This window comes from Paenibacillus sp. FSL K6-0276 (assembly GCF_037977235.1).
Taxonomy (GTDB): domain Bacteria; phylum Bacillota; class Bacilli; order Paenibacillales; family Paenibacillaceae; genus Paenibacillus_AQ.
Genome location: NZ_CP150276.1, coordinates 4,077,885 through 4,100,209, shown reverse-complemented (window position 1 = coordinate 4,100,209; position 22,325 = coordinate 4,077,885). Strand labels below are relative to the sequence as shown.

General features: G+C 42.6%; 19 protein-coding genes. 15 read left to right on the top strand and 4 right to left on the bottom strand.

Annotated elements, in window-relative coordinates; translation table 11 throughout:
* The first annotated feature begins 164 nt into the window (after window positions 1–164).
* From MHH52_RS19330 to MHH52_RS19300, 7 genes are all read left to right on the top strand, one after another.
* Complete coding sequence (locus MHH52_RS19330; RefSeq protein WP_340004083.1) at window positions 165–323, top strand: hypothetical protein; 159 nt, start codon at window positions 165–167, stop codon at window positions 321–323.
* Window positions 324–485: 162 nt separating this feature from the next.
* Window positions 486–911, top strand: coding sequence for an HIT family protein (locus MHH52_RS19325; RefSeq protein ID WP_340004082.1), 426 nt, complete (start codon window positions 486–488; stop codon window positions 909–911).
* Between the two features lie 242 nt (window positions 912–1,153).
* A complete protein-coding gene (locus MHH52_RS19320; protein WP_340004081.1) occupies window positions 1,154–1,798 on the top strand; it encodes a YhbD family protein in 645 nt (214 codons plus the stop codon).
* 11 nt (window positions 1,799–1,809) lie between these two features.
* Window positions 1,810–2,496, top strand: a complete 687-nt coding sequence (locus MHH52_RS19315) for a hypothetical protein (protein ID WP_340004080.1) — start codon at window positions 1,810–1,812, stop codon at window positions 2,494–2,496.
* Window positions 2,489–3,145 carry a hypothetical protein gene (locus MHH52_RS19310; RefSeq protein ID WP_340004079.1) on the top strand — a complete coding sequence of 219 codons (657 nt, stop codon included), beginning with the start codon at window positions 2,489–2,491 and terminating at the stop codon, window positions 3,143–3,145. The genes MHH52_RS19315 and MHH52_RS19310 overlap by 8 nt, the downstream gene beginning before the upstream one ends.
* A 45-nt stretch (window positions 3,146–3,190) precedes the next feature.
* The gene (locus MHH52_RS19305) at window positions 3,191–4,729 is read left to right on the top strand and encodes an MDR family MFS transporter (RefSeq protein ID WP_340004078.1); all 1,539 of its coding nucleotides are present in this window, start codon (window positions 3,191–3,193) and stop codon (window positions 4,727–4,729) included.
* Window positions 4,730–4,881: 152 nt separating this feature from the next.
* A complete protein-coding gene (locus MHH52_RS19300; RefSeq protein ID WP_340004077.1) occupies window positions 4,882–5,181 on the top strand; it encodes a response regulator in 300 nt (99 codons plus the stop codon).
* Window positions 5,182–5,218: 37 nt separating this feature from the next.
* Here MHH52_RS19300 and MHH52_RS19295 read toward each other — a convergent pair whose 3' ends face one another.
* Window positions 5,219–5,638 carry a MarR family winged helix-turn-helix transcriptional regulator gene (locus tag MHH52_RS19295; RefSeq protein WP_313640191.1) on the bottom strand — a complete coding sequence of 140 codons (420 nt, stop codon included), beginning with the start codon at window positions 5,636–5,638 and terminating at the stop codon, window positions 5,219–5,221.
* Window positions 5,639–5,800: 162 nt separating this feature from the next.
* On the opposite strand from MHH52_RS19295, the gene MHH52_RS19290 reads away from it, so the two are divergent.
* The gene (locus MHH52_RS19290) at window positions 5,801–7,261 is read left to right on the top strand and encodes an MFS transporter (protein ID WP_340004076.1); all 1,461 of its coding nucleotides are present in this window, start codon (window positions 5,801–5,803) and stop codon (window positions 7,259–7,261) included.
* A 143-nt stretch (window positions 7,262–7,404) separates the two neighbouring features.
* Here the strand turns inward: MHH52_RS19290 and MHH52_RS19285 are convergent, their stop codons facing one another.
* Complete coding sequence (locus tag MHH52_RS19285; RefSeq protein WP_313640209.1) at window positions 7,405–8,760, bottom strand: PFL family protein; 1,356 nt, start codon at window positions 8,758–8,760, stop codon at window positions 7,405–7,407.
* 13 nt (window positions 8,761–8,773) lie between these two features.
* Window positions 8,774–9,043 (bottom strand): ACT domain-containing protein, encoded by a 270-nt coding sequence (locus tag MHH52_RS19280; RefSeq protein WP_340004075.1) that lies wholly within the window; start codon window positions 9,041–9,043, stop codon window positions 8,774–8,776.
* Window positions 9,044–9,260: 217 nt separating this feature from the next.
* Here MHH52_RS19280 and MHH52_RS19275 point away from each other — a divergent pair, with 217 nt between their 5' ends.
* The 6 genes from MHH52_RS19275 to map all read left to right on the top strand — a co-directional run bounded on the left by MHH52_RS19275 (window position 9,261) and on the right by map (window position 19,467).
* The gene (locus tag MHH52_RS19275) at window positions 9,261–10,892 is read left to right on the top strand and encodes a diguanylate cyclase (RefSeq protein WP_340004074.1); all 1,632 of its coding nucleotides are present in this window, start codon (window positions 9,261–9,263) and stop codon (window positions 10,890–10,892) included.
* Between the two features lie 21 nt (window positions 10,893–10,913).
* Window positions 10,914–11,288 carry a response regulator gene (locus MHH52_RS19270; protein ID WP_313640195.1) on the top strand — a complete coding sequence of 125 codons (375 nt, stop codon included), beginning with the start codon at window positions 10,914–10,916 and terminating at the stop codon, window positions 11,286–11,288.
* Entirely contained in the window at window positions 11,272–14,532 is a 3,261-nt protein-coding gene (locus MHH52_RS19265; RefSeq protein WP_340004073.1) for an ATP-binding protein, read from the top strand. The genes MHH52_RS19270 and MHH52_RS19265 overlap by 17 nt, the downstream gene beginning before the upstream one ends.
* 264 nt (window positions 14,533–14,796) lie before the next feature.
* Window positions 14,797–16,662 carry an assimilatory sulfite reductase (NADPH) flavoprotein subunit gene (locus MHH52_RS19260; protein ID WP_340004072.1) on the top strand — a complete coding sequence of 622 codons (1,866 nt, stop codon included), beginning with the start codon at window positions 14,797–14,799 and terminating at the stop codon, window positions 16,660–16,662.
* A gap of 46 nt (window positions 16,663–16,708) precedes the next feature.
* Complete coding sequence (gene cysI, locus MHH52_RS19255; RefSeq protein ID WP_340004071.1) at window positions 16,709–18,433, top strand: assimilatory sulfite reductase (NADPH) hemoprotein subunit; 1,725 nt, start codon at window positions 16,709–16,711, stop codon at window positions 18,431–18,433.
* Between the two features lie 287 nt (window positions 18,434–18,720).
* Window positions 18,721–19,467, top strand: a complete 747-nt coding sequence (gene map / locus MHH52_RS19250) for a type I methionyl aminopeptidase (protein ID WP_340004070.1) — start codon at window positions 18,721–18,723, stop codon at window positions 19,465–19,467.
* 77 nt (window positions 19,468–19,544) lie between these two features.
* Here map and MHH52_RS19245 read toward each other — a convergent pair whose 3' ends face one another.
* On the bottom strand, window positions 19,545–19,949 hold the full coding sequence (locus MHH52_RS19245) for a CBS domain-containing protein (protein ID WP_340004069.1): 405 nt from the start codon (window positions 19,947–19,949) through the stop codon (window positions 19,545–19,547).
* A 183-nt stretch (window positions 19,950–20,132) separates the two neighbouring features.
* Between MHH52_RS19245 and MHH52_RS19240 the strand changes: the two genes are divergently transcribed.
* On the top strand, window positions 20,133–22,241 hold the full coding sequence (locus tag MHH52_RS19240) for a methyl-accepting chemotaxis protein (protein ID WP_340004068.1): 2,109 nt from the start codon (window positions 20,133–20,135) through the stop codon (window positions 22,239–22,241).
* Window positions 22,242–22,325 lie beyond the last annotated feature (84 nt).

The window sequence follows — 22,325 nt, the reverse complement described above, 5'->3', positions numbered from 1 at the left end:
CAGTGGGCAGATGCTGCGGGTGGTTTAGGTAAGCCAATGATCATGAGCGAATTCGGTGCTGATGGGTATTATGGCTATCGTGATCCTAGTGAGTTAAAGGGACCGAGAAGCGGCAAGCGGATATTGTAGAGCAGAATCTAAAAGCTTATACCTCGCTTTATTTCTTGTCAGGAATGTTTATATGGCAATTTTGCGATTGCCGAGTAACGGAAGGGCTAGGCTGGCTTTTGACACGAGCTGGAACACAGAACAGTAAAGGTATGGTAGACCGTTATCGCAGACCGAAGCTAGCGTATACAGTAGTTCAGCAATATTTTAAATAAAAGCTATGTTAAAGCTAAAAGCTACTCCTCATTGTATTAGCCATTCAGTTGTTCGTTTTGGGAAATTTGTAACACTGTTCTTGGTTGTGAAGTGAAGCGACAGCGATATCGTTGTAAGGAGTGTCGTAAAAAAAATCTCGTTAGGATGGAGCGATGTTGTACATGGAATGCTTAGGATGTAGAATCGCTAATGGTATTGAACCTGACTTAAATATTGTTTATGAAAATGAATTTATTACTTGTGTGCTTGATATTGCTCCTTTTAATGAAGGACATACTCTAATCCTCCCCAAAAAGCATTATTGGGATGTCGAAGAGATGGAGTCAGAGACTGCTTATGCTATCATGGATGCTTCGAAAAAACTTTCAATTGCTTTGAAGAGCTTGTTTAAACCTGACGGTATAAGAATTTGTCAAGATGGAGGGAAATTTAACGACCTTACCCATTACCATATGCATCTCATTCCAAGGTACGAAGGCGATGGTTTTATCTGGGGTGAACCAATACACCCACATGGTGCTGGAAAACGATTAAACCAAACCAAAGAAAAGATTCTAAAGACATTAAGTGAGGAAATGAGTCGATAAAGACTCCTTCTCTTTTCCTCATAAATTAACATTTTAGTTTAACATAGCTTAAATCAAAGAATACAGTGCGGGTAAAAGAGCGAAAATCCTCCTCAAGACGGAGGTACGCTCTTTTTTTATGCCTTAAAATCTTGGAGGGAAACTTTAATACAATGACTTGTTGCAGTTGGAGGTTTAAGGGGGAGTGTTTTGTTTACAACGTAACAGTGTTATGTTACGATGTTTTCAAGGAGTGATCGCATATGGAAGATGATTTGATTTCGAAGAAGCAACTGCTGGATTTAACGGGTATTTCATATGGGCAATTGTACCGCTGGAAAAGGAAGCAGTTAATTCCCGAGGAATGGTTTATTCGTAAATCAACCTTTACTGGACAAGAGACTTTTTTTCCTAAAGAGATGATCTTGTCGCGGATTCACAACATTGTAAATATGAAAGATGGACTTTCTTTGGATGAAATGGCTGATAAGCTATCGGATAAGGCATCCTTTGAGAAGGTGAGTGTAACTGCTAAGGAAATCATAGAACGTAACATTGTTTCGACAACAACGCTGAAGAAGTTTGGAGAAAGTCTCGGCGATGAAAGTAAATATACTTTTGAAGGGCTCGTTCATTTATTCGCTGTAGACCGCCTGCTTAGTGCTGGGGAGATGAGTATGGAGGAGGCAGAGCTTCTGTTTCGTACTTTAGAGGAGAAAGTTTCAAGGCTCGAGAGTGGAAGCTGGGAGTTGTTTTTTGTCCGGAAAATGGGGATTTCATCCTTCATTCTGGCACAAGCACCTGCGGAGTTATGGTTTGATGAAGGGGTTAGATTGGTCAGTAAAATGGCCTATGCAGATTTGATCGAACAATTGAAAGGTAAGCTTGCCTACAAGCTTGTTGAATAGGAGGAAGAGTAATGGACAAACATCAGCTGCCTGATTTGATTATAAACGGGGTTAGTGGTGGGGCCGGAGGTACTTACAACAACGTAAACATGGATGGTGTAGGTAAAGTAGTGGGACCGATTGTGGCACGAATGTTTAAAGGAAATGGGCATATGAATTTGAATGATGATCTTGCAGCAGAAGAAGCAGAATGCAACGGAGTCATCAAAGTGATGGGTAATATGCGTTTTGGCACCCTAAAGGTGGATGGGGTTCTTAATGTAGGTAAGAGTTTTCGAGGTGAAAGCTGTACCCTTAACGGAATGGTGAGTATCAAAGGTGATTGTGAGCTTGAGGATTTCGTAGGTGAAGGTAGCTTTAATGTTGGTGGTTTACTAAGTGCCGGTCATGTGGATTTCAAACTGCAGAGTCAGGGGAAGGCCAATGAAATTGGTGTGGAGAGCCTCGTGATACGGCAAGTGAATAATGGGTTTTGGAGTAAGATGTTCAGTGGGATCATCCCTAAACTTCGACCGGAGCTATGTACTCGAACGATCGAGGGAGATTTTATAGATGTAGAATATACAACTGCGGATATCATCAGAGGAAATATTGTCATTATTGGCCCAGGCTGTACACTCGGACGGGTAGAGTATCGCGAGCAGATTACAGTGCATCCTGAAGCGAGAGTTGGAAAGGTGGAGAAGGTCGGTGAATGATAATCTGAAAATAATTGGAACGACGTCTTCAGCCGGAGGTTCTTTCAAAGACGTTAAGATCACTGGAGAATGCAAATTCGCCGGAGATGTGAATTGCGAGAAGATGAATCTGACTGGAAATGCCAATATAGCTGGAAATCTGCATATGAAGCAAATGAAAATCACTGGCGAAATTGCGCTCGAGGGTAGTCTTGAAGGAGATTCCTTACGTGGACAGGGTGAAATAAAAGCAGCCTCCGTAAAAATCGATAAGCTTCATCTCTACGGAAATCTGGATGTGAAGGGTGATTGTGAAGGGGAAAAATTGCAAATTTCTGGTGCCTTAAGCGTAGCTGGATTACTTAGTGCTGAGCATTTGGAGATTAAACTGTTTGGTCCAAGTAGTGCGAAGGAGGTTGGGGGCAGTATCTTAACCATTAAGAAGAGTAAAACTGGAAGACTGCTGCATATGATGAAGCCAACTTCGAAAATACTGTTTGAAGCGGGGCTAATCGAAGGTGATGCTATTGATCTGGTCAATACAAAGGCTAGTATGGTAAGGGGAGAACGTGTAATCATTGGTCCGGATTGTGAAATAGAAACGGTGGAATTCCGCGATACACTAGAAGTTCATAAGCACGCAACAGTGAAGCATCAAGTGAAGATATAAAGACAATTTTATAGTTATTTTTTGAGAAAAAGAGGAGTGGAACATATGAGTGCTGCCAAATCGCCCAATCTGGGCATTGTTATCGCAGGTCTCCTACTAGGAATTCTGATGGCCTCCATGGACAGCACCATCGTTGCTACTGCAATGGGTAATATTGTTGGGGAACTTGGCGGAATGGACAAATTTGTCTGGGTCACATCAGCTTATCTCGTAGCCGAGATGGCGGGTATGCCCATTTTCGGCAAGCTGTCCGATATGTATGGTCGCAAGAAGTTCTTTATTTTTGGGATTATCGTATTTATGGCGGGTTCTGCTCTCTGTGGAACGGCAGACACGATTACTCAGTTAGCTGCGTACCGGGCTATTCAGGGAATCGGTGGTGGTGCGCTGGTGCCGATCGCTTTTGCAATCATGTTCGATGCTGTACCGCTGGAGACTCGTGGCAAGTTGGGTGGGGCATTCGGGGCTGTATTCGGTTTGTCGAGCATATTCGGTCCATTGCTGGGCGCGTATATTACAGATCATATTGCTTGGCAGTGGGTATTTTATATTAACTTGCCACTTGGATTGCTCGCATTTGTAATGGTTGTATGTTTCTATAAAGAGTCGCATGAGCATTCAAAACAGCCTATTGACTGGTTGGGTGCGGGTACGCTTCTAGGCTCAGTCATTTGTTTAATGTTTGCGCTGGAGCTTGGCGGGAAAGAGTATGCTTGGGGTTCGTCCATGATTCTTGGTTTATTTGCAGCCTTTGCGATACTTGCAGCTATGTTTCTTTTTGTAGAGACTAGAGCGAAAGAACCGATTATTTCCTTTGCTTTGTTCAAAAAAAGATTATATGCGGTGAGCATCATCTGTGCTTTATTTAGCGGTGCTGCTTTTATTGTGGCTTCCGTATATATTCCTATCTTTATTCAAGGTGTAATGGGCGGATCAGCTACAAATTCAGGACTTGTGCTGCTGCCAATGATGGTAGGCTCAGTGGTTACAGCTACGATGGGAGGATTCCTGATCGCCAAAACCAGTTACCGCAGCCTGATGATTCCTACGTTCGCACTTTTAGTAATTGGTACTGGACTTGTGGCAACACTCACGCCGGATGTTTCACGTCTGCTTGTGACCTTGTATATGATCTTGATCGGGCTGGGGATTGGAGCTTCATTTTCAGTGCTAAGTACGGCAGCCATTCATGGACTGACCGCACAGCAACGCGGTTCTGCCAGCGCAACACTGAATTTCATTCGTTCACTGGGCATGACCATAGGCATTACCACATTCGGCATCATTCAAAGTCACTATTTCTCAGGCAGTCTTTCCAAGCTACTCACGGCGAGCGGTGGAGGAGCGGCTCCTGCGGGAGCTATGGATTTTAAAGACCCACATACCTTGCTGTCGCCGGAGACTAGGGCGCTTATTCCACCTGAAATTTTGGGTAAGATTACGGCGGGGTTGTCCTCCTCTATTGTAAACACCTTTGCTTGGGCTGTGATTCCTGCAGCGTTAGCGTTATTGGCTTCGTTCTTTATGGGACGTCAGAAGATGGATGCCTCCGCGGAGGGGAATGTTCAGGCGTCCGGACATTAGGGAGTAGTGAGAGTAGCATTCGTTAAGAAGTAGCATTATGCTGGTTCTGCTGGCAAATTCGTGTTACTAAGTTGATATAGTGATGCAGCAGCTTCTCATTTGAGAGGCTTTTTTTATTGTTGGTTAGGCTTTTTGATTAACGGAATAATGAAATGAGAGATTTAGAAGAGAAGGGGTTTATAGAATGGATATATTGTAAAAAAAGGGAGGGTTCTGGTGAAGTGGAGGCGAGAATAATGATCGTTGATGATGCCGCATTTATGAGAGCAATATTGAAGGATATTCTAATAGAGTTAGATTATGAATTTGTTGCTGAGGGTAGCAATGGTCAGGAAGTCGTTAATATGTACAAGAGGATAAAACCTGATTTAGTGACTATGGACACCACCATGCCCGAAATCAGGGGTTTATCCCCTAATAACTCTCAAAAAAGCAGCTGGCCCCAAAAGTAGCATTCACTACTTTTGTGACTGCTGCTTTTCTTGTTCCCTACTCTTCGTCAGTGCTGATCTTTTGAAGTAAGTTACGAAGCTGGTCTACTTCCTCATTGGTTAATTTGCCAACCAAGCTTTTGTTAAAATCATCTAAAATGGACTGAAGGACAGGCGAGAAGTCGATTGCCTTAGGAGTAGGATACAGTAGGTGAGAGCGTCGATCATTGGGATCTACTTTTCGTTCTATATATCCCGAATTCTCTAATTGCTTCACGGAACGTGCGGTGGTGGCTTTGTCGAATTTCAATTCAGCAGTTAATTGATCTTGTGTAATCCCAGGCTTGGAAATAATCAATTTGAGAAAGCTATGTTGCCCACCGCTACCTATTCCATAGGGCACGAATTTTTTTACCAATTTCTTTTGATTTTGACGATGGAAATGGGAAATTAACTTTCCTATAGGCTCTTTTTCCAAGATAGACACCTCTTTGGGTTAATAGTTCGCGTATTTGCTACCCTGAGACAAAGTGTACAATAAAGTCGTTGCTCACGCAACTAAATTGATGTACACTGGGTATGCGAGTTTGGTTGCGTGCGCAACTAAACGTTGATTATACATTCTAATGAGGTGTTAGTTATGAGTTCTATTAGCGCAACCTATCAAGAAAACAAGGAAATTCAGAAGAAACGTTGGATGATTTTAATTGTACTGAATATTTTCACCTTTATGTCCACGCTTGACGGTAGTATTGTCAACATCGCTCTGCCTGAATTATCAAAACAATTGAAGCTACCTATGGCACAAATCGAATGGGTAACCACTGGTTATCTAATGGCAATCTGTACAGCGATTCTTTTCTTCGGGAAGCTTGGAGATATTGTTGGGAAGATTAGAATTTTTAAGATTGGGACGATTGTTTTTGTTATTGGTTCAATGCTGTGTGGACTTAGTGTTAGTTTACCTGCATTACTTGCTTCACGCGTTATTCAGGCTATCGGAGCTTCGATGACAATGGCGAACAGTCAGGGAATAGTTACGGATATTTTCCCTGCCTCAGAGCGCGGTAAGGCCCTTGGTTTTATTGGTACATTTGTTTCTCTGGGAAGTATAGCAGGACCTAGCTTAGGGGGCGTTATGGTGTCTACCTTAGGCTGGGAATATATCTTTTGGGTGAACATTCCAATTGGAGTGATCGCTATCCTGTTAGGCTGGAAGGTACTGCCTAAGGATTTAACTAGGGTGAAATCTACAATTGACGTTCCAGGCAATCTGCTCTTCGCTATTTTTATCATAAGTTTGTTCGCGGGGCTCTTGTTGGGACAGCAGCTCGGTTATGGCGACAGCTTAATTGTGACATCTTTAATCGTAGCTGTAATCAGCTTCATTGCTTTCTTGTGGACGGAGCTTCGCAGAAAAGAACCGCTACTGCATTTGTCATTATTTAAGAATCAATTGTTTTCATTAAGTATTTTATGTGGGTTTCTAGTGTTTACAGCGAACTTCTGCTTTAATATCATCGCGCCGTTTTATGCACAGAATATGCTGAATCTATCGCCATTTAACGCGGGATTCCTGTTGATGCTGTTACCAATATGTATGGTAGTCGTAGCGCCAATAAGCGGTGCTTTATCGGATAAAATCGGCTCTGAATTCCTAACTTTTGCAGGGCTGGTGGTCATGGTTATTGCTCAGTTTGGACTAGCTGAGCTTCATGAGGGAAGCTCAGTTGTGCTGGTAGGTGTGTGGATCGCTATGCTTGGAATAGGTAGTGGTCTGTTTCAATCGCCGAATAATTCACTTGTGATGTCCAAGGTGCCAAGAACACAGCTTGGTTCTGCGGGTAGCGTCAATTCGCTAGTTCGTAATGTGGGTATGGTCGTCGGTATTACGATAGCTACGACGATTCTCTTTCATGTGATGAGCAGTGAAGCAGGTTATCGGGTAACAGGTCTAGTTCAGGGTCAGCCAGAGTTGTTTATCAGCGGCATGCATGTAGTGTTCATGACTTCGGCATCCATATGCTTTGTGGCTGCATTGCTAACGGGGTGGAGAATGGTGAGTGCAAGAAGCGCTAGAGTGCAGACTTCGGAAAAATAATAAGGAATAAAGAAGAAGATCCTTCTGACGCTACGGCGTGGAAGGATCTTCTTTGCAAGTCTCTTAGTGATAAAGTGTCTTATATTTCTCGTATAAACGCCTACCGACCTTAAAAGGGCGCTGAAAGTGTTTTCACTTGGTTTTTAATTCTTAAAGCTGTGAATTGGAGCAGGAATTCGTCCACCTCTATTAATGAAGTTGGAGCAATTGAAGGAATTAACAGCCATTACTGGTGCATATCCAAGGAGGCCGCCGAATTCTACGATTTCGCCTACATCCTTGCCGATGACAGGAATGACGCGAACAGCGGTTGTTTTGTTATTGACCATTCCGATAGCAGCTTCATCTGCGATGATGCCAGAGATCGTTTCTTTGGTTGTACTTCCCGGTATAGCAATCATGTCCAGCCCTACAGAACATACACAGGTCATAGCTTCTAGCTTCTCGAGAGTAAGGGCACCACGCTGAACGGCTTGAATCATTCCGTGGTCTTCACTGACCGGAATAAAGGCTCCACTGAGTCCGCCAACATATGAGGAGGCCATAACGCCACCTTTTTTAACATTGTCATTTAGAATAGCCAGAGCGGCTGTTGTTCCTGGAGCGCCTGCTTCTTCCAGACCCATGACTTGAAAGATCTCCGCAATGGAGTCTCCAATTTCTGGAGTTGGAGCCAGAGAAAGATCGATAATCCCAAAGGGAACGTTCATCCGTTTAGAAGCTTCCTGTGCAACTAGTTGACCAACACGCGTAACTTTAAACGCCGTCCGTTTGATCGTTTCGCATAGGGTTTCAAAGTCCTGTCCTTTAACTTCTTCTAACGCACGCTTGATTACACCTGGGCCGCTGACACCAACATTGATGACGCATTCTCGTTCACCAACACCGTGAAATGCTCCAGCCATAAAAGGATTGTCCTCGACGGCATTACAGAAGACAACCAGCTTAGCACAGCCGATGGAATCCCGATCCTTGGTGCGTTCCGCAGTTTGAATAATGATGTCACCCATTAATTTCACAGCATCCATATTGATTCCACTTCTGGAGGAGCCAACGTTGACAGAGGAGCAGACTCTTTCAGTGACTGCCAATGCTTCTGGGATGCTATCGATTAGAATGCGATCGCCTTTGGTGCAGCCTTTTTGTACAAGCGCAGAGAAGCCACCAATAAAGTTAACGCCAACTTCTTTTGCAGCCTTGTCCAAAATTTCCGCTACAGGTACATACGTATCCGTCTTCACGGCTCCAGCAGCAATAGCAATAGGGGTCACAGAAATCCGTTTATTAACAATCGGAACACCAAATTGTCTTTCTAGATCTTCACCTGTTTTAACGAGTTTCTCGGCGGATCTAGTAATCTTGTCGTATACATTTTGGTTAAAAGTTCTCATATCTGTATGAGCACAATCCATGAGGCTGATCCCCATCGTTATGGTACGCACATCCAGATTCATTTCACGGATCATCTTATTCGTTTCTTGTACTTCCACCAATGAAATCATGGTCATCCTCCTAGATGCGGTGCATAATATTAAAAATATCCTCATGCTGAAGCTTGATTTCCACACCGATCGATTCTCCGATGAAATGCAAATCCTCAACTATATCCTCAAATGCTTTAGTCGAGCCAGAAATGTCTACAATCATCATCATGTTAAAATAATCTTGTACAATCGTCTGAGAAATATCCAGAATGTTCAAATTGTGCTCGGCAAGATATGTACATACCTTGGCAATAATCCCTACTTTGTCTTTTCCTAATACAGTAATAATCCCCTTCATGATTACAGCCTCCCTTTGTATATGGTGATTACACCGTCTAAACGGAATGAACCATTCCAATCATTATTGCAAATGCTGAAGCAAGCTTCAACCAAAGGTTTTTTGTCAGTTTGATCATTTTTTTGTTAAGGCCTATGGATTTAAAGAAAATTCGATTGACAGTATATCAAAAATGTGATGAAGTGATAGATTGATACGATACTCTGAAGGAGTAAATATGACTACACAAAAATATAAAGATATGGTCGAGCAACGGACCAAACAAACCCTCCAGGAATGGTCGGAACTGACGGAAGTTAAAGAGAAGGACATTTATCGTTTTTTGCATAATTTGAAAGGCACGGCTGGAACTGTTGGGTTACAAGAAGTTGAACAATTTGCCGATGCAACGTTGCCCTATTTCATGGAAAGTAGCCTTAAGAACTGGTCTGCCCTTGAGTGGGGGGATTATTTGTATCCGCTTATTCAACTTTTTGACCAAGATTCATCGGTTGCTCTAGGTTCTGTTAAGCAGTTAGACAAAAAAAGGAATGATGATGCGCTCCCACATAATGATATTTTGCTTATTGATGACGATGTTGAATTAGTAGCTTATTTAAAAGAATCATTAGAGAAGCAGAACTATTATGTAAGCATTGCCTTATCCGCTGAACGGGGTCTTAAGATTTTCTATGAAAGCAAACCGGATCTGATTCTTCTGGATATTCTTTTGCCAGATATCAGTGGGATTGAGGTCTTGAATCAAATTATCGGCAAAGCCAAAAAAGAACTTATTCCAATCATCATTATAAGTGGGGAGTACTCCAAAGCGACTCAATTGCATGCCTATAGGCTGGGTGTAATGGATTTTTTATCGAAGCCTGTAGATATTGATTTATTCCTAGCTCTGATCAAAAACCGCTTTGAGCTAAAGTGGGAATGGCAGGACTCCATCATTGTGGATGAATTAACGGGTGCGTTTAATCGAAAACACTTTAATCAAGTGATGAAGCAACTGATTTGCGATTTTAAGCGCACGGAACGGGTATTTTCTTTAGCGCTGATTGATCTGGACTATTTTAAAAAAATTAATGATACATACGGTCATCTAATCGGAGACGAGGTATTACAGTCCTTATCTGAGCTTGTACAGAGTTCGATCCGGATGGAAGATACCTTTTGCCGCTTTGGTGGAGAAGAGTTTGCTGTGTTCCTGCCCAATACGGATGCGAGTTCTGCATTGTTAGTGATTGAGCGTATTCAGGAGCGATTTGCTGCCACCGATTTTTTTGCGAAGAATGAAATCTTCCATGTGACCTTCTCTAGTGGGATATCTGAGGTAACAGAAGCTGAGAATATTGCCGATAAAATTGTAGAAAGAGCAGATCAGGCCCTCTATGCCAGCAAGGATGCCGGAAGGAATCAGACGACACTCTACACGGACCATTTATCGTCAACTAAAAAACACTCAGTTCTCAATGTAATTATTGTGGATGATGATGCGTTGATTCGTAGAATTGTGACTCATCAGTTTGACACTTGGGAGCCGGAAGATATTGCTGAGGTCAGAATCAGCAGTTATGCGAATGGACTGGATTTCTTGCAATCGGATTGGTTTTCCGTCGATGAGAAATATATTATCCTGCTGGATGGTGTGATGCCGGATCTTGATGGCGTTGAAGTCTTGGAAAGAATCCGCAAGACGTATCCGGAAGTGAATATATTAGTGATCATGCTGACAGGAAGAAATAATCAGGCGGATATTGTACATGCCCTGCAGATGGGCGCTGATGATTACGTAGTAAAACCAGTTCACATGCCTGAGCTGTTGTCTCGGATGGAACGATTGGCTCATAGATTCTTGTTCTAAAACGAAGGGAATTATGCAAATATGCAAAAGATAATGGTAGTGGATGATGAAGAAGTATTACGGATGTTAATCGAGGATACGCTGGAAGATTTGGAGAATGTTGAGATTCACACAGCGGAGAATGGATTGGAGGCACTGACAAAGCTATCCAAGAATCATTTTGATTTGGTGATTCTGGATTATATGATGCCGGAATTGACAGGGATTGAAGTACTTCAACAGCTGGATGAGGAGAAGAAGAAAGCTACAGCTATTTTAATGTTAACGGCCAAGGCTCAAGATGTGGATCGAATTCGAGCTGTTGATGCAGGAGCGCGTTACTTCATGCCGAAACCATTCAGTCCGATGGAACTCTTGCAGATTGTGGAGGGGATCCTAAGTGGCGAAGGAAAGTAGCTCTAATCACAGTATAAAAAATAGATATTTGCGCATTATTATTGTTGTGTTCTCTTTAATCGTCATTATGGGAACAGTATTCTTTCTTTTCATAAACTATGAGCAAGATGAATTAGGTAGAGACCGTGAAACTTTGAAGTATAAAGCAGACACGATTAGCGAAATGGCGAGCACCTTAAATGAGGTGTTTTTTCGAGCTAGAGGATTCACTTTGCTCAAGGACCCGAATGAATTAAAGCTCTTAAACACGGCCCTCGCTAACTTTGATCAGATTCTGGATAAGTATTCCAATCTTAATTTAAGTTCCGAAGAAGTCTTATTTAGGGATGGATTAAAATCATTTTATGTCCAGTATAAGAATAATACTTTACCAGAAGCGATTCGGCTTGTTGAGGCTGATGATTATGTAGCTTTGAGAGCTTTGGCTGAAGAAGGTAGTACTAAATCAGTGAATGACTTTCTTGCGTATACGAAAGAGTACAGACTGCGATCAGATACCGCATTAAATAATATGGCTCTGCATTATATCAAACGGGCTAACGAATTTACTTTTATCTCCTTTTTTTTCAGCACTATAATTCTGCTCTTCTTCACTTTTATGATTTGGCGGATTCTAAGGAACTTGATTAATCCCATTCTGAAGCTGGAAGGCGCAACTCATTCATTGGCTGCTGGTGAGGAAATTCTTCTGGGCAAGCTTAAGAATCAGGATGAAATCGGACGACTTTATACTGCATTTCTAAATATGGCCAGAAGTATTCAGGACAAAGAAGAAGAATTGATGATGCAGAATGAAGAGCTACAAGCGCAACAGGACGAGCTTCAGGATCAGCAGTACAGGCTGCAACATTCACTTAATGAAATTGAAAGTATGATGAAAGCGCTGGATCAGTCGGCTGCAGTGGGGATTCTTACTGATAAAGGAGTCTTTACCTACTCGAATGATAATTTAAGCAAATATTCCGGCTATAAAAAGTCTGAGATTATCGGTTTTACCTATAAGTTATTTGAACTCTATAATATATCTAGTGACCAAACGCAGGGGGTCTTTAACAAGTTAAATACGGGTGGGGTATGGAGCAATGAGCTCCAGATTCTGACCAAAGATGGATTGCCGATCTGGATGCATCTGACTATCGTGCCGTACCTGAACAAAGATGGAGAAATATATCAGTATATTCTTATTGCGTATAATATCACCTCTATGAAAAGTGTACAGCTAGAACTGGCGGAAATGCTAGAAAATACGGAACAGACTAAAAAGATTCTTGAGCTTTATAATCAGCTGAATCATGATATTACCTATACCTTAGATAAACATGAATTTGCAGATAAGTTTATTCAATTCATACATCGTAAGTATGCATTTGATTCGTGCTTCTTCCTGCTCGTGAAGGATAAGATTGCGGCTGTAAAAGGGGTTCCTCAGAAAATTGTACAGCGGTATATCGATAATGAGAACAACGAAATGTTATATCGTTTGAAGTCAGAAAAGACATATGTGGTTAAGCGTTTAGCCACGCAATCGGAACAGGGAATTTCTTCGAATAAGGTCTACTGCTATGACTTCTATACCACTGTTGTGAATGCAGAAGATGAGATTGTAGCTGTATTTTGCGGAAGTCGGATTGGACACTCTTTCAGCAAAGAAGAGATTAATGAGGTTCAAGGGATGATGAACCGAGTGGCTCTAGTGGTTGAACGTTTAGTCATGTACGAAGAGATCGAACATGAGCGAAAGCTGAACCACGATATCGTGAATAATGTAAACGAAGGGATTCAGTTCGTAAATACAGAAGGCATGATGCTGCAGATGAATAAGGCGCTGTGTAATATAGTTAACTATGAATGGACCGAAGGTACCTTGATTCCTAGAAAAGAATGGATGGATTATTTCATCGAACGCTCGAATGAACACGATGAACTTCGGTTGTTCTTTGAGCAAGCGATCTCTGAGCATGCTCTGGAGTCGAGCACTATGCAATTCTCTATTGGAACTGAATCCAAGAAGCATATTGATGTATATGCAATTCCTGTTTTCCGTCGTGAGCTTCGAATTGGTTCATTGTTCGTCTACAGAGATATCACCAGGGAGTACGAGCTGGATCTTATGAAATCTGATCTTGTCAGTACGGTAAGTCATGAGCTGAGAACGCCTTTGTCGAGTGTACTAGGATTCACGGAATTGCTATTGTCCAAAACCATGAAGCCTGAGAAGCAGCTGAAGTATCTGGAGACGATTCATAAGGAAGCGAAGCGATTGACTGAGCTCATTAATGATTTTCTAGATCTGCAGAGAATGGAATCAGGTAAGCAGCAGTATATCACGGAGCATGTGAATCTCAGTGAAATTGTACTTGGGGTGATCGATCAATATAAACTTAGCAGCACACATCATGTGCTGCTGGTGGATGAAGCTCTTAATGCAGAAGTGGATGTGGACAAGGATAAGATTGTCCAAGTTCTAACGAATCTGTTAAGTAATGCGATTAAGTTCTCGCCTGCTACTAATGAAATAAAGGTACTGTTGCATAATGAGCCAGGTCAAGTAATTGTTCGCATTCAGGATAATGGTCTTGGCATTCCTAAGGATCAAATAGGACAGCTATTTCAAAAATTCAGAAGGGTAGATAACAGTGCCTCCAAAAGAATTGGTGGAACAGGTCTCGGTCTAGCCATTTGTAAAGAAATTATAGAGAAACAAAAGGGAAGCATCGGAATTGATTCGGTAGAGGGAAAGGGGACGACCGTTTGGTTTAGCCTCCCAATCCTCCATTCAGAAACAAGCAGACATCAAGATGAGCTAAATAAATGGAATGCAGAAAAAGAGCTCAAGCCTAATGTAATGATCGTTGAAGATGATTACAGTCTATCGTTGCTTTTATCAGAAGAGCTTAAAGGGAAGGGCTTCCGTGTTACCCATCACTATCATCCACAGCAAGCTTTTGATCAGGCCTTGAAAACACCATTTGTGGCGATAGTGGTTGATTTGATGCTTGGTGAAGAACTGGACGGTTGGGATTTGATCCGAATGCTAAAAGATGATTCGAGAACAGAGAATATTCCGATTGTTATCTCTTCTGCTCTGGATCAATCGGATAAGAACCAACTGAATGATGTGATTCAGAAGTATTTAACGAAACCTTATCCGCCTGGCGAGTTATCGAATACGCTCGAAGAGATTGTGAAGATAAAGATGGGGGTAGGCGAGGTATTATTTCCCGAAAGTAAAAAGGATTTATAGTTTTTATTTATCACAATATTTTATAAATAGTATCACTTTTTATAATGAAACCGATCAAATCAGAGTAAATCATACTGTTTTGATCGGTTTTTCCGTACTTTCTTGATACTTTTTCAATAATTAACAATTTTTAGGTGAAAATGACTTCATTGATCGTTTACAATTATTGTGATAGCCTGATTTCATGAGGTTCTAAAAAAGGCTCAGGTAGATTTATATGAGGTACGGATCATAACCAGATTTCATGTTTAGGAGTGGTGGATATTGTCGCAACTACAGGTAACGAACAGTCCTTTTAACGAGAATCAAGTCGAGCTTCTCAATCGTCTTCTACCATCCTTAACGGAGACACAGCAAATATGGCTCAGCGGATATTTGTCCGCAATTGGCCGTGCTGCGGCGGCAGCGCCGGCAGGTTCCGAACTTCAAGTGCAATCGAATACGATTGGAAACGCGGAGGTTGGCGGCGTTTTAACGAGTCAACAAGCAGCATCACGCGAAGTAACCCTATTATTTGGTTCGCAAACTGGGAATTGCCAGCGACTGGCGGGGAGCTTGTCCCGCAAGTTGGAAGAGCAAGGATTTCAAGTCACAATCTCCGCGATGAATAGCTTCAAACCTACTGCGCTAAAAAAGGTAGAGAATCTGCTATTACTGGTAAGTACTCACGGAGAAGGTGAACCGCCTGATAATGCACGTATATTCCATGAATTTCTTTATAGTAAAAGAGCTCCTCAATTAGAGAACCTACGGTTTTCTGTTCTGGCTCTGGGAGATACCTCTTATGAATTTTTCTGTCAGACGGGTAAAGACTTCGATCAGAGGTTAGAGGAACTTGGCGGAAAGCGGCTAAGTCCACGTGTAGATTGTGATCTCGATTATGACGATTCCGTTGCCGAATGGTTTGAGGGTGTAATTGGTGCATTAAATGCAAATTTAAATGCTCCAGCTATTGCTGCAAAAGCGGTTCAAGCCGCAGAAGACGCAGAGTCGCAAGAGCCTTTATATACACGGAATAATCCTTTTAAAGCAGAGGTACTGGAGAATTTGAATTTGAACGGGCGCGGTTCGGACCGTGAGACTCGTCATCTGGAGTTATCGCTTGAAGGCTCTAATATACAGTTTGAACCAGGGGATGCACTGGGAGTTTATCCAGAGAATCATCCTGAATTGGTGGACGCCATTATTCATACTATGGACTGGAATCCTAACGATACGGTCCCGTTTAATAAGAAAGGTGATGAAGGAACCTTACGTGAGGCACTTCTGCATCATTACGAAATCACTGTATTGACCAAACCTTTGCTGGAGCAAGCAGCAAAGCTGTCCGCTTCAAACAAGCTGAGTGAGTTATTAGCTCCAGACCGTGCTTCGGAGCTTAAAGAGTATATTCAAGGACGCGATCTGCTCGATTTAATCCAGGACTTCTCACCGTGGGAAGGCTCAGCCAGTAGTTTTGTGACTATTTTGCGGAAGCTTCCTGCACGTCTCTATTCAATCGCTAGCAGTTATAAGGCTAACCCGGATGAAGTTCATCTAACGGTCAGAGCTGTACGTTATGAGGCTCACGGCAGAGAACGCTACGGTGTCTGCTCAGTGCATTGCGCAGAAAGAGTAGAGCCAGGAGATACGTTGCCTATTTACATTCAGCATAATCCTAACTTTAAACTACCGGCTAACCCGGATGCGCCGATTATAATGATCGGACCAGGCACGGGCGTTGCTCCATTCCGCTCTTTCCTAGAGGAACGTGGAGAGCTGGGAGCGGAAGGGAAATCATGGCTGTTCTATGGAGATCGGCATTTTGTGACAGATTTCTTGTATCAGACTGATTGGCAGAGAATGCTGAAGGATGGCTTTCTAAGCAAGCTGGATGTTGCCTTCTCACGTGATACCGAAGAGAAAGTATACGTACAGCATCGCATCTTGCAAAAGAGTCGTGAGGTTTATGAATGGCTGCAAGAAGGTGCTCATATTTACGTTTGCGGTGACGAGAAGTATATGGCGCATGATGTTCATTCTGCTTTGCTTACTGTGATTCAGAATGAGGGTGGGTTGAGCCCTGAAGCGGCAGTGGCTTATCTGGAAGATATGCAACAGACGCAGCGTTACCAGCGCGATGTCTATTAATGGATAGATGGAAAGTTATCGAATGACTTCGGGGGGAGATAACACAATGGCAAACAATGAGAAGGTCAAGCCGATCGGCGGGCCTCCAAGTGATGTTGAGCATATTAAGTCGGAGAGTAACTATCTACGGGGCGCGTTAGTTGAGACACTAAGCAATCCGATTACGGGCGGTCTGCCTGAAGATGATAATCGACTGCTTAAATTTCACGGAAGCTATATGCAGGATGACAGAGATTTGCGCAACGAACGGGAACGTCAGAAGCTGGAGCCTGCATTCCAGTTCATGCTTCGCGTAGTCGCCCCTGGTGGTGTCGCTACACCCGAGCAATGGCTGGTGATGGATGATCTGGCACAGAAATATGGTAACGGAACCTTACGTCTGACTACCAGACAGGCGTTCCAAATGCACGGAGTCCTCAAATGGAACCTAAAGAAGACCATCCGAAGCATCAATGATACGCTAATGACAACCCTTGCAGCATGTGGGGATGTTAACCGTAACGTAATGAGCAATCCGAATCCCTATCAATCAGAGGTTCATGCAGAAGTGTACGAATGGGCGCGTAAAGTCAGCGATCATCTATCACCACGTACTCCCGCTTACCATGAAATTTGGCTAGACGGTGAAAAGGTAGTGGATAGTTTAGGAGATCGGGCAGAAGTTGAGCCGATCTATGGTCCGGTCTATTTACCACGTAAATTCAAGATTGGTCTTGCGGTGCCCCCTTCTAATGACGTAGATGTGTTCTCGCAGGATCTGGGCTTTATCGCTATTCTTGAGAATGATAAGCTGGTAGGGTTCAACGTTTCGGTAGGCGGCGGTATGGGTATGACTCATGGCGATACTAGCACTTATCCTCAGCTTGGTCGTATCATTGGTTTTTGCCGTCCTGATCAATTGATCGTTGTAGCGGAGAAGACGGTAACGATTCAGCGGGACTATGGTAATCGCTCTGTCCGCAAAAATGCACGGTTCAAGTATACGATTGACCGCCACGGTCTGGAATGGTTTGTCGATGAGCTGCATGAAAGACTCGGATGGCGGCTTGAGTCGGCACGTGAATACCATTTTGATCACAATGGAGACCGTTACGGCTGGGTGAAGGGTACCAATGGGAAATGGAATTTGACGCTTTATATCCAAAGTGGACGGATTCATGATCAAGAAGGGTACACGTTAATGACCGGTTTGCGGGAAATTGCCAAGATTCATACTGGAGATTTCCGGCTTACACCGAATCAGAATTTAACGATTGCCAATGTAACCTCTGCAAAAAAACGAAAAGTGGCTGAGCTGGCTAAACAGCATGGACTTACGGACGGAGCACATCTTTCTGCACTACGCCGCAGTTCTATGTCCTGTGTAGCACTCCCTACCTGCGGACTTGCGATGGCTGAAGCAGAACGTTATTTGCCTTCGTTGATTGATAAGCTAGAGCTTGTCCTTGATGAAGCTGGCCTACGTGATGAGGAAATTGTGATCCGGATGACCGGCTGTCCCAATGGATGTGCAAGACCGGCACTGGGCGAAATCTCGTTTATTGGTAAAGGTCCAGGCAGATATAATATGTACTTGGGAGCAGGTTTTACGGGAGATCGCTTGAACAAAATGTATAAAGAAAACATAGATGAAAAAGAAATTCTGGAGACGCTGGAGCCAATCCTTCATCGTTATTCGAAAGAACGTCTGCATAGCGAGCATTTTGGCGATTTCGTGATCCGTGCAGGTTATGTCAAAGCGGTTTCTTCAGGTCTTAATTTCCATGACTAATCCAAAATAGACTGAAGAGGTGTCCCGGAGCCGATTATGGCTACTTGGACACCTCTTTGTTAGTTGTGAGATATGCTGAATTCTCTCCAAATTGGAAGGTGTTCGGATCCTCTAACATTTTTATAAGAATGAGGGGAGTTTTTTTAGTTTCAGACCGGAATAAATATTTTTTTTGCTTAATGATTTGGATTTCTCGTGTTTTTCTTTCATAATATAAAGGGGAAACTAAATACAAACGAAGAGCCATTGCCTGTGAGTGATGTGTTCTGTACAGAAGAGGCGATATTATGATTATCATGAAAACGATGGAAGAGATCGAAAAAATGCGTGCAGCGGGAAAAATCCTCGCTGAATGTCATCGTCAAATTGCGCAAATTTTGAAGCCCGGAATTACTACTTGGGAGATCGATGAATTTGCAGAAAAATTTATATTGTCCCAAGGGGCGACTCCTGAACAAAAGGGATATCATGGGTATCCTTACGCAACCTGTGCATCTGTAAATGATGTGATTTGCCACGGGTTTCCGAAGAAAGAACCGCTGAAAGATGGAGATATAGTAACTATAGACATGGTAGTTAATTTAAATGGCTGGTTGGCAGACTCGGCCTGGTCCTACGGAATTGGCAACATCAGTGAACAAGCTAGTAAACTACTCGACACGACAAAGGAATCTTTGTTCCGTGGAATTATGCAGGCTGTTGCAGGCAACCGGATCGGGGACGTCGCTCATGCAATACAGGTGTATGCGGAGTCTAACGGATTTTCTGTTGTTCGTGATTTTATTGGTCACGGAATCGGTTCAGAAATGCATGAAGCTCCTGAGGTTCCTCACTATGGTCCAGCAGGAAAAGGGCCTCGACTTAAAGAGGGGATGGTATTTACGATTGAGCCGATGCTGAATACAGGCAGCTATAGAACAAAGATTGATGCGGATGGTTGGACTGCTCGTACGATCGATGGCGGACTGTCAGCACAATATGAGCATACGTTAGCTATAACCCCTCAAGGGACTATTATCCTGACTGAACTATAATTTAGAGTTCAAAAAAAGACCTGATTAGCATCATTTTCACATGATGTTGCTGATCAGGTCTTTTTGTTGTTGTTCAATTAATCGGTTATGTTGCGAGTATAATATTCAATGATATCTTTTCGTCGAATGATTCCAACAAATACGCCCTCATGATCAATAACAGGAACGAAATTCTGATCAGCGGCGAGCGTCAGCATATCCTCCATTTCGGCATTTATGAGAACGCTTTCGTTATGGACATGCTTCTGGATATCGCTTACTGGAACTTCCCCTATATTGTCAAAGGTTAGATCTGCTGTGTTTTTCAACTTCCACAATAAATCGCCTTCCGAAAGTGTTCCTACATATTTTCCTTCATTATCAATAATAGGAATAGCCGTATAATGGTGCTGCTCTAATTGTTCTAAGGCTTCCAGCATGGATAGTGAGTTTGTGATATAGGCAACTTGATCTTTAGGCAACAAAAAAGAGGATATTTCCATCGGCATGAACTCCTTTGTATTGAGGTTTTTTGGTTAGGCTACTTTTATTAAAACATACTTTTTGAAAAGATATGCATTTTAAATTTAAATCACATTAAATTATAGGTAATAAGGCCTATTTAATGACAGTCGCATTTTGTCGATTAAAGATAAGGTATATTATCCTAGAGTGGAGATGTTTAGATGGCGTTGTATCGTAGGCTTTCTTTAACGGTTAAATTTGTTCTGGCATTAAGTTTGGTGATCATCATTATCTTTTTCTTTAGTTTGGTTGCAAATCTGCAAAATCTGCGTAGTGTGAGCATATCCAATGGTGAACTTCAGGCAGAGGTCGCGGGACGAAGTTATGCGGAATCTATTCAGAATAGTATGATAAACATTGAGTCAACAGCTAAGGCATTCACAGAAGTGTTGCTGGAATCAAGAGAACATCAGACCTTAAGTCGTGAAGATGTTATTTCTACAATGAAAACTATGCTTGAGAACAGACCAGAAATTTTTGGGATAAGCATATTATGGGAACCCAATGCTTTTGATCAAAACGATCAGGCTAATATAAATAAGATGCCGTATGATGATGATACGGGGCGTTTTATTCCTTATGCCGTTAGAAATCAAGGTTCAGTTACGATTGAACCTTTAAAGAATTACGATGTAGAAGGTGCGGGTGATTATTACCTTTTACCTAAAAAAGAGAAAAAACTGATCTACATGGAACCCTATTCCTTTGAGAGGACTGGTGGGGCTATAGATATGATTTCGGTCATGCTACCGATTTTGGATAAAACGGGTACTTTTCTTGGGACTGTGGGGTTCGATGTTTCGTTAACCCAATTGCAGGAAGAAGCCGTTAACTATAAACCTCTGGGAGGTTATGTTTCTCTAATCACTGGTAATGGTAAATATGTAGCTAATCCTGATGATCCACAAAGTGTACTCAAAGATTTTGGTAATACGGAAGAGAAAGCTGCGCTGTGGAAACGAGTGAAGAATGGGGAGACGGTGCAGGGGTATACCTATAATTCTAAGGGAGAATATGTACTGCGGATTTTTGTTCCGATTCCAATGCCTGAAAGCGATCAGGTATGGTATACGCAGACAGCGATTCCTAAAGCTACAATCATGGCTGACTACGAACAAGCCAAAACAAAATCTTTTATCATCATGATTGTTGGGATGTTGATTCTAGGAGTAGTTATAGGTTTTCTACTATGGTTGATGGTTGTTAAGCCACTTCGAGTGTTATCTGAAAAGCTGCAGCTTATGGCTCAAGGGGATTTAACCCAAACCTTGCAGGTTCGAAATGATGATGAATTCGGCAAGATGGCCTCGCATTTTAATCAGATGACGCATAAGCTTCGAGAAATGTTTGGACTTGTGGCTGATTTGTCGATGTCAGTGGGAGCTACTTCTGAAGAGTTGACAGCTAACGCTGAACAGACAGGGAAAGCTGCTGAACAGATTGCGGTGTCTATTGGACGAGTAGCCGAGGGAGCGCAGCTGCAGAATGATTATGCGGGAGAATCTTCTCTGGCCATGAGCGATCTTTCCGTTGGAGTGCAACGTATCGCCGACTCTTCATCAACGGTGTCTACTTCTGCAGATGAAGTAACCGATCAAACGAAGAGAGGCAGTGCGCAGCTGCAAATGGCGGTTAGTCAGATGACTGAACTTAAGCAATCTGTGGACGAGACCAGTCTGGCGATCGAACGATTAGGTGAAAGATCTGTCCAGATCAGTGGGATTATTGGTCTGATCTCGAACATTAGTAAACAGACTAATCTATTGGCATTAAACGCAGCTATTGAAGCGTCCAGAGTCGGTGAGCATGGTCGTGGATTTGCTGTAGTAGCTTCAGAAATACGCATGCTGGCGGATCAAACTAAACAAGCTGCCGAACAAGTTACTGCATTAGTCGAAGATGTGGTCCAAGATACTAATCAAGCCTCACAGGCTATGGCAGTTGGAAATGAGCAAGTACGTATTGGTGTACAGAGTGTGTCCGAAAGTGATCTGTTATTTACATCGATTCTTGCTGAAATGACACAGGTGACAGATCAAATTCAGGAAGTGTCTGCAGCCGCACAGCAGATGACCGCTGGTACGGAGCAAATTACAGCTAGTGTCAAACAATTAGCCGTACTTGCATCGGAAGCATCCGCTGATTCACAAAGTGTAGCAGCAGCCTCAGAGGAGCAGCTTGCTTCTATGGAAGAAATCTCAGCCTCGACGGAGTCCCTCAGTTCGATGGTGCAAGATTTGCTGGACAAATTGTCTTATTTTAAAATTTAAAATGAATAAGATGTTGTGATTATAAGGGGAGGCTTAGCTGTCTCCTCAGATATTAGTAAAACCCTGTTCTTTTCAAAATGATCA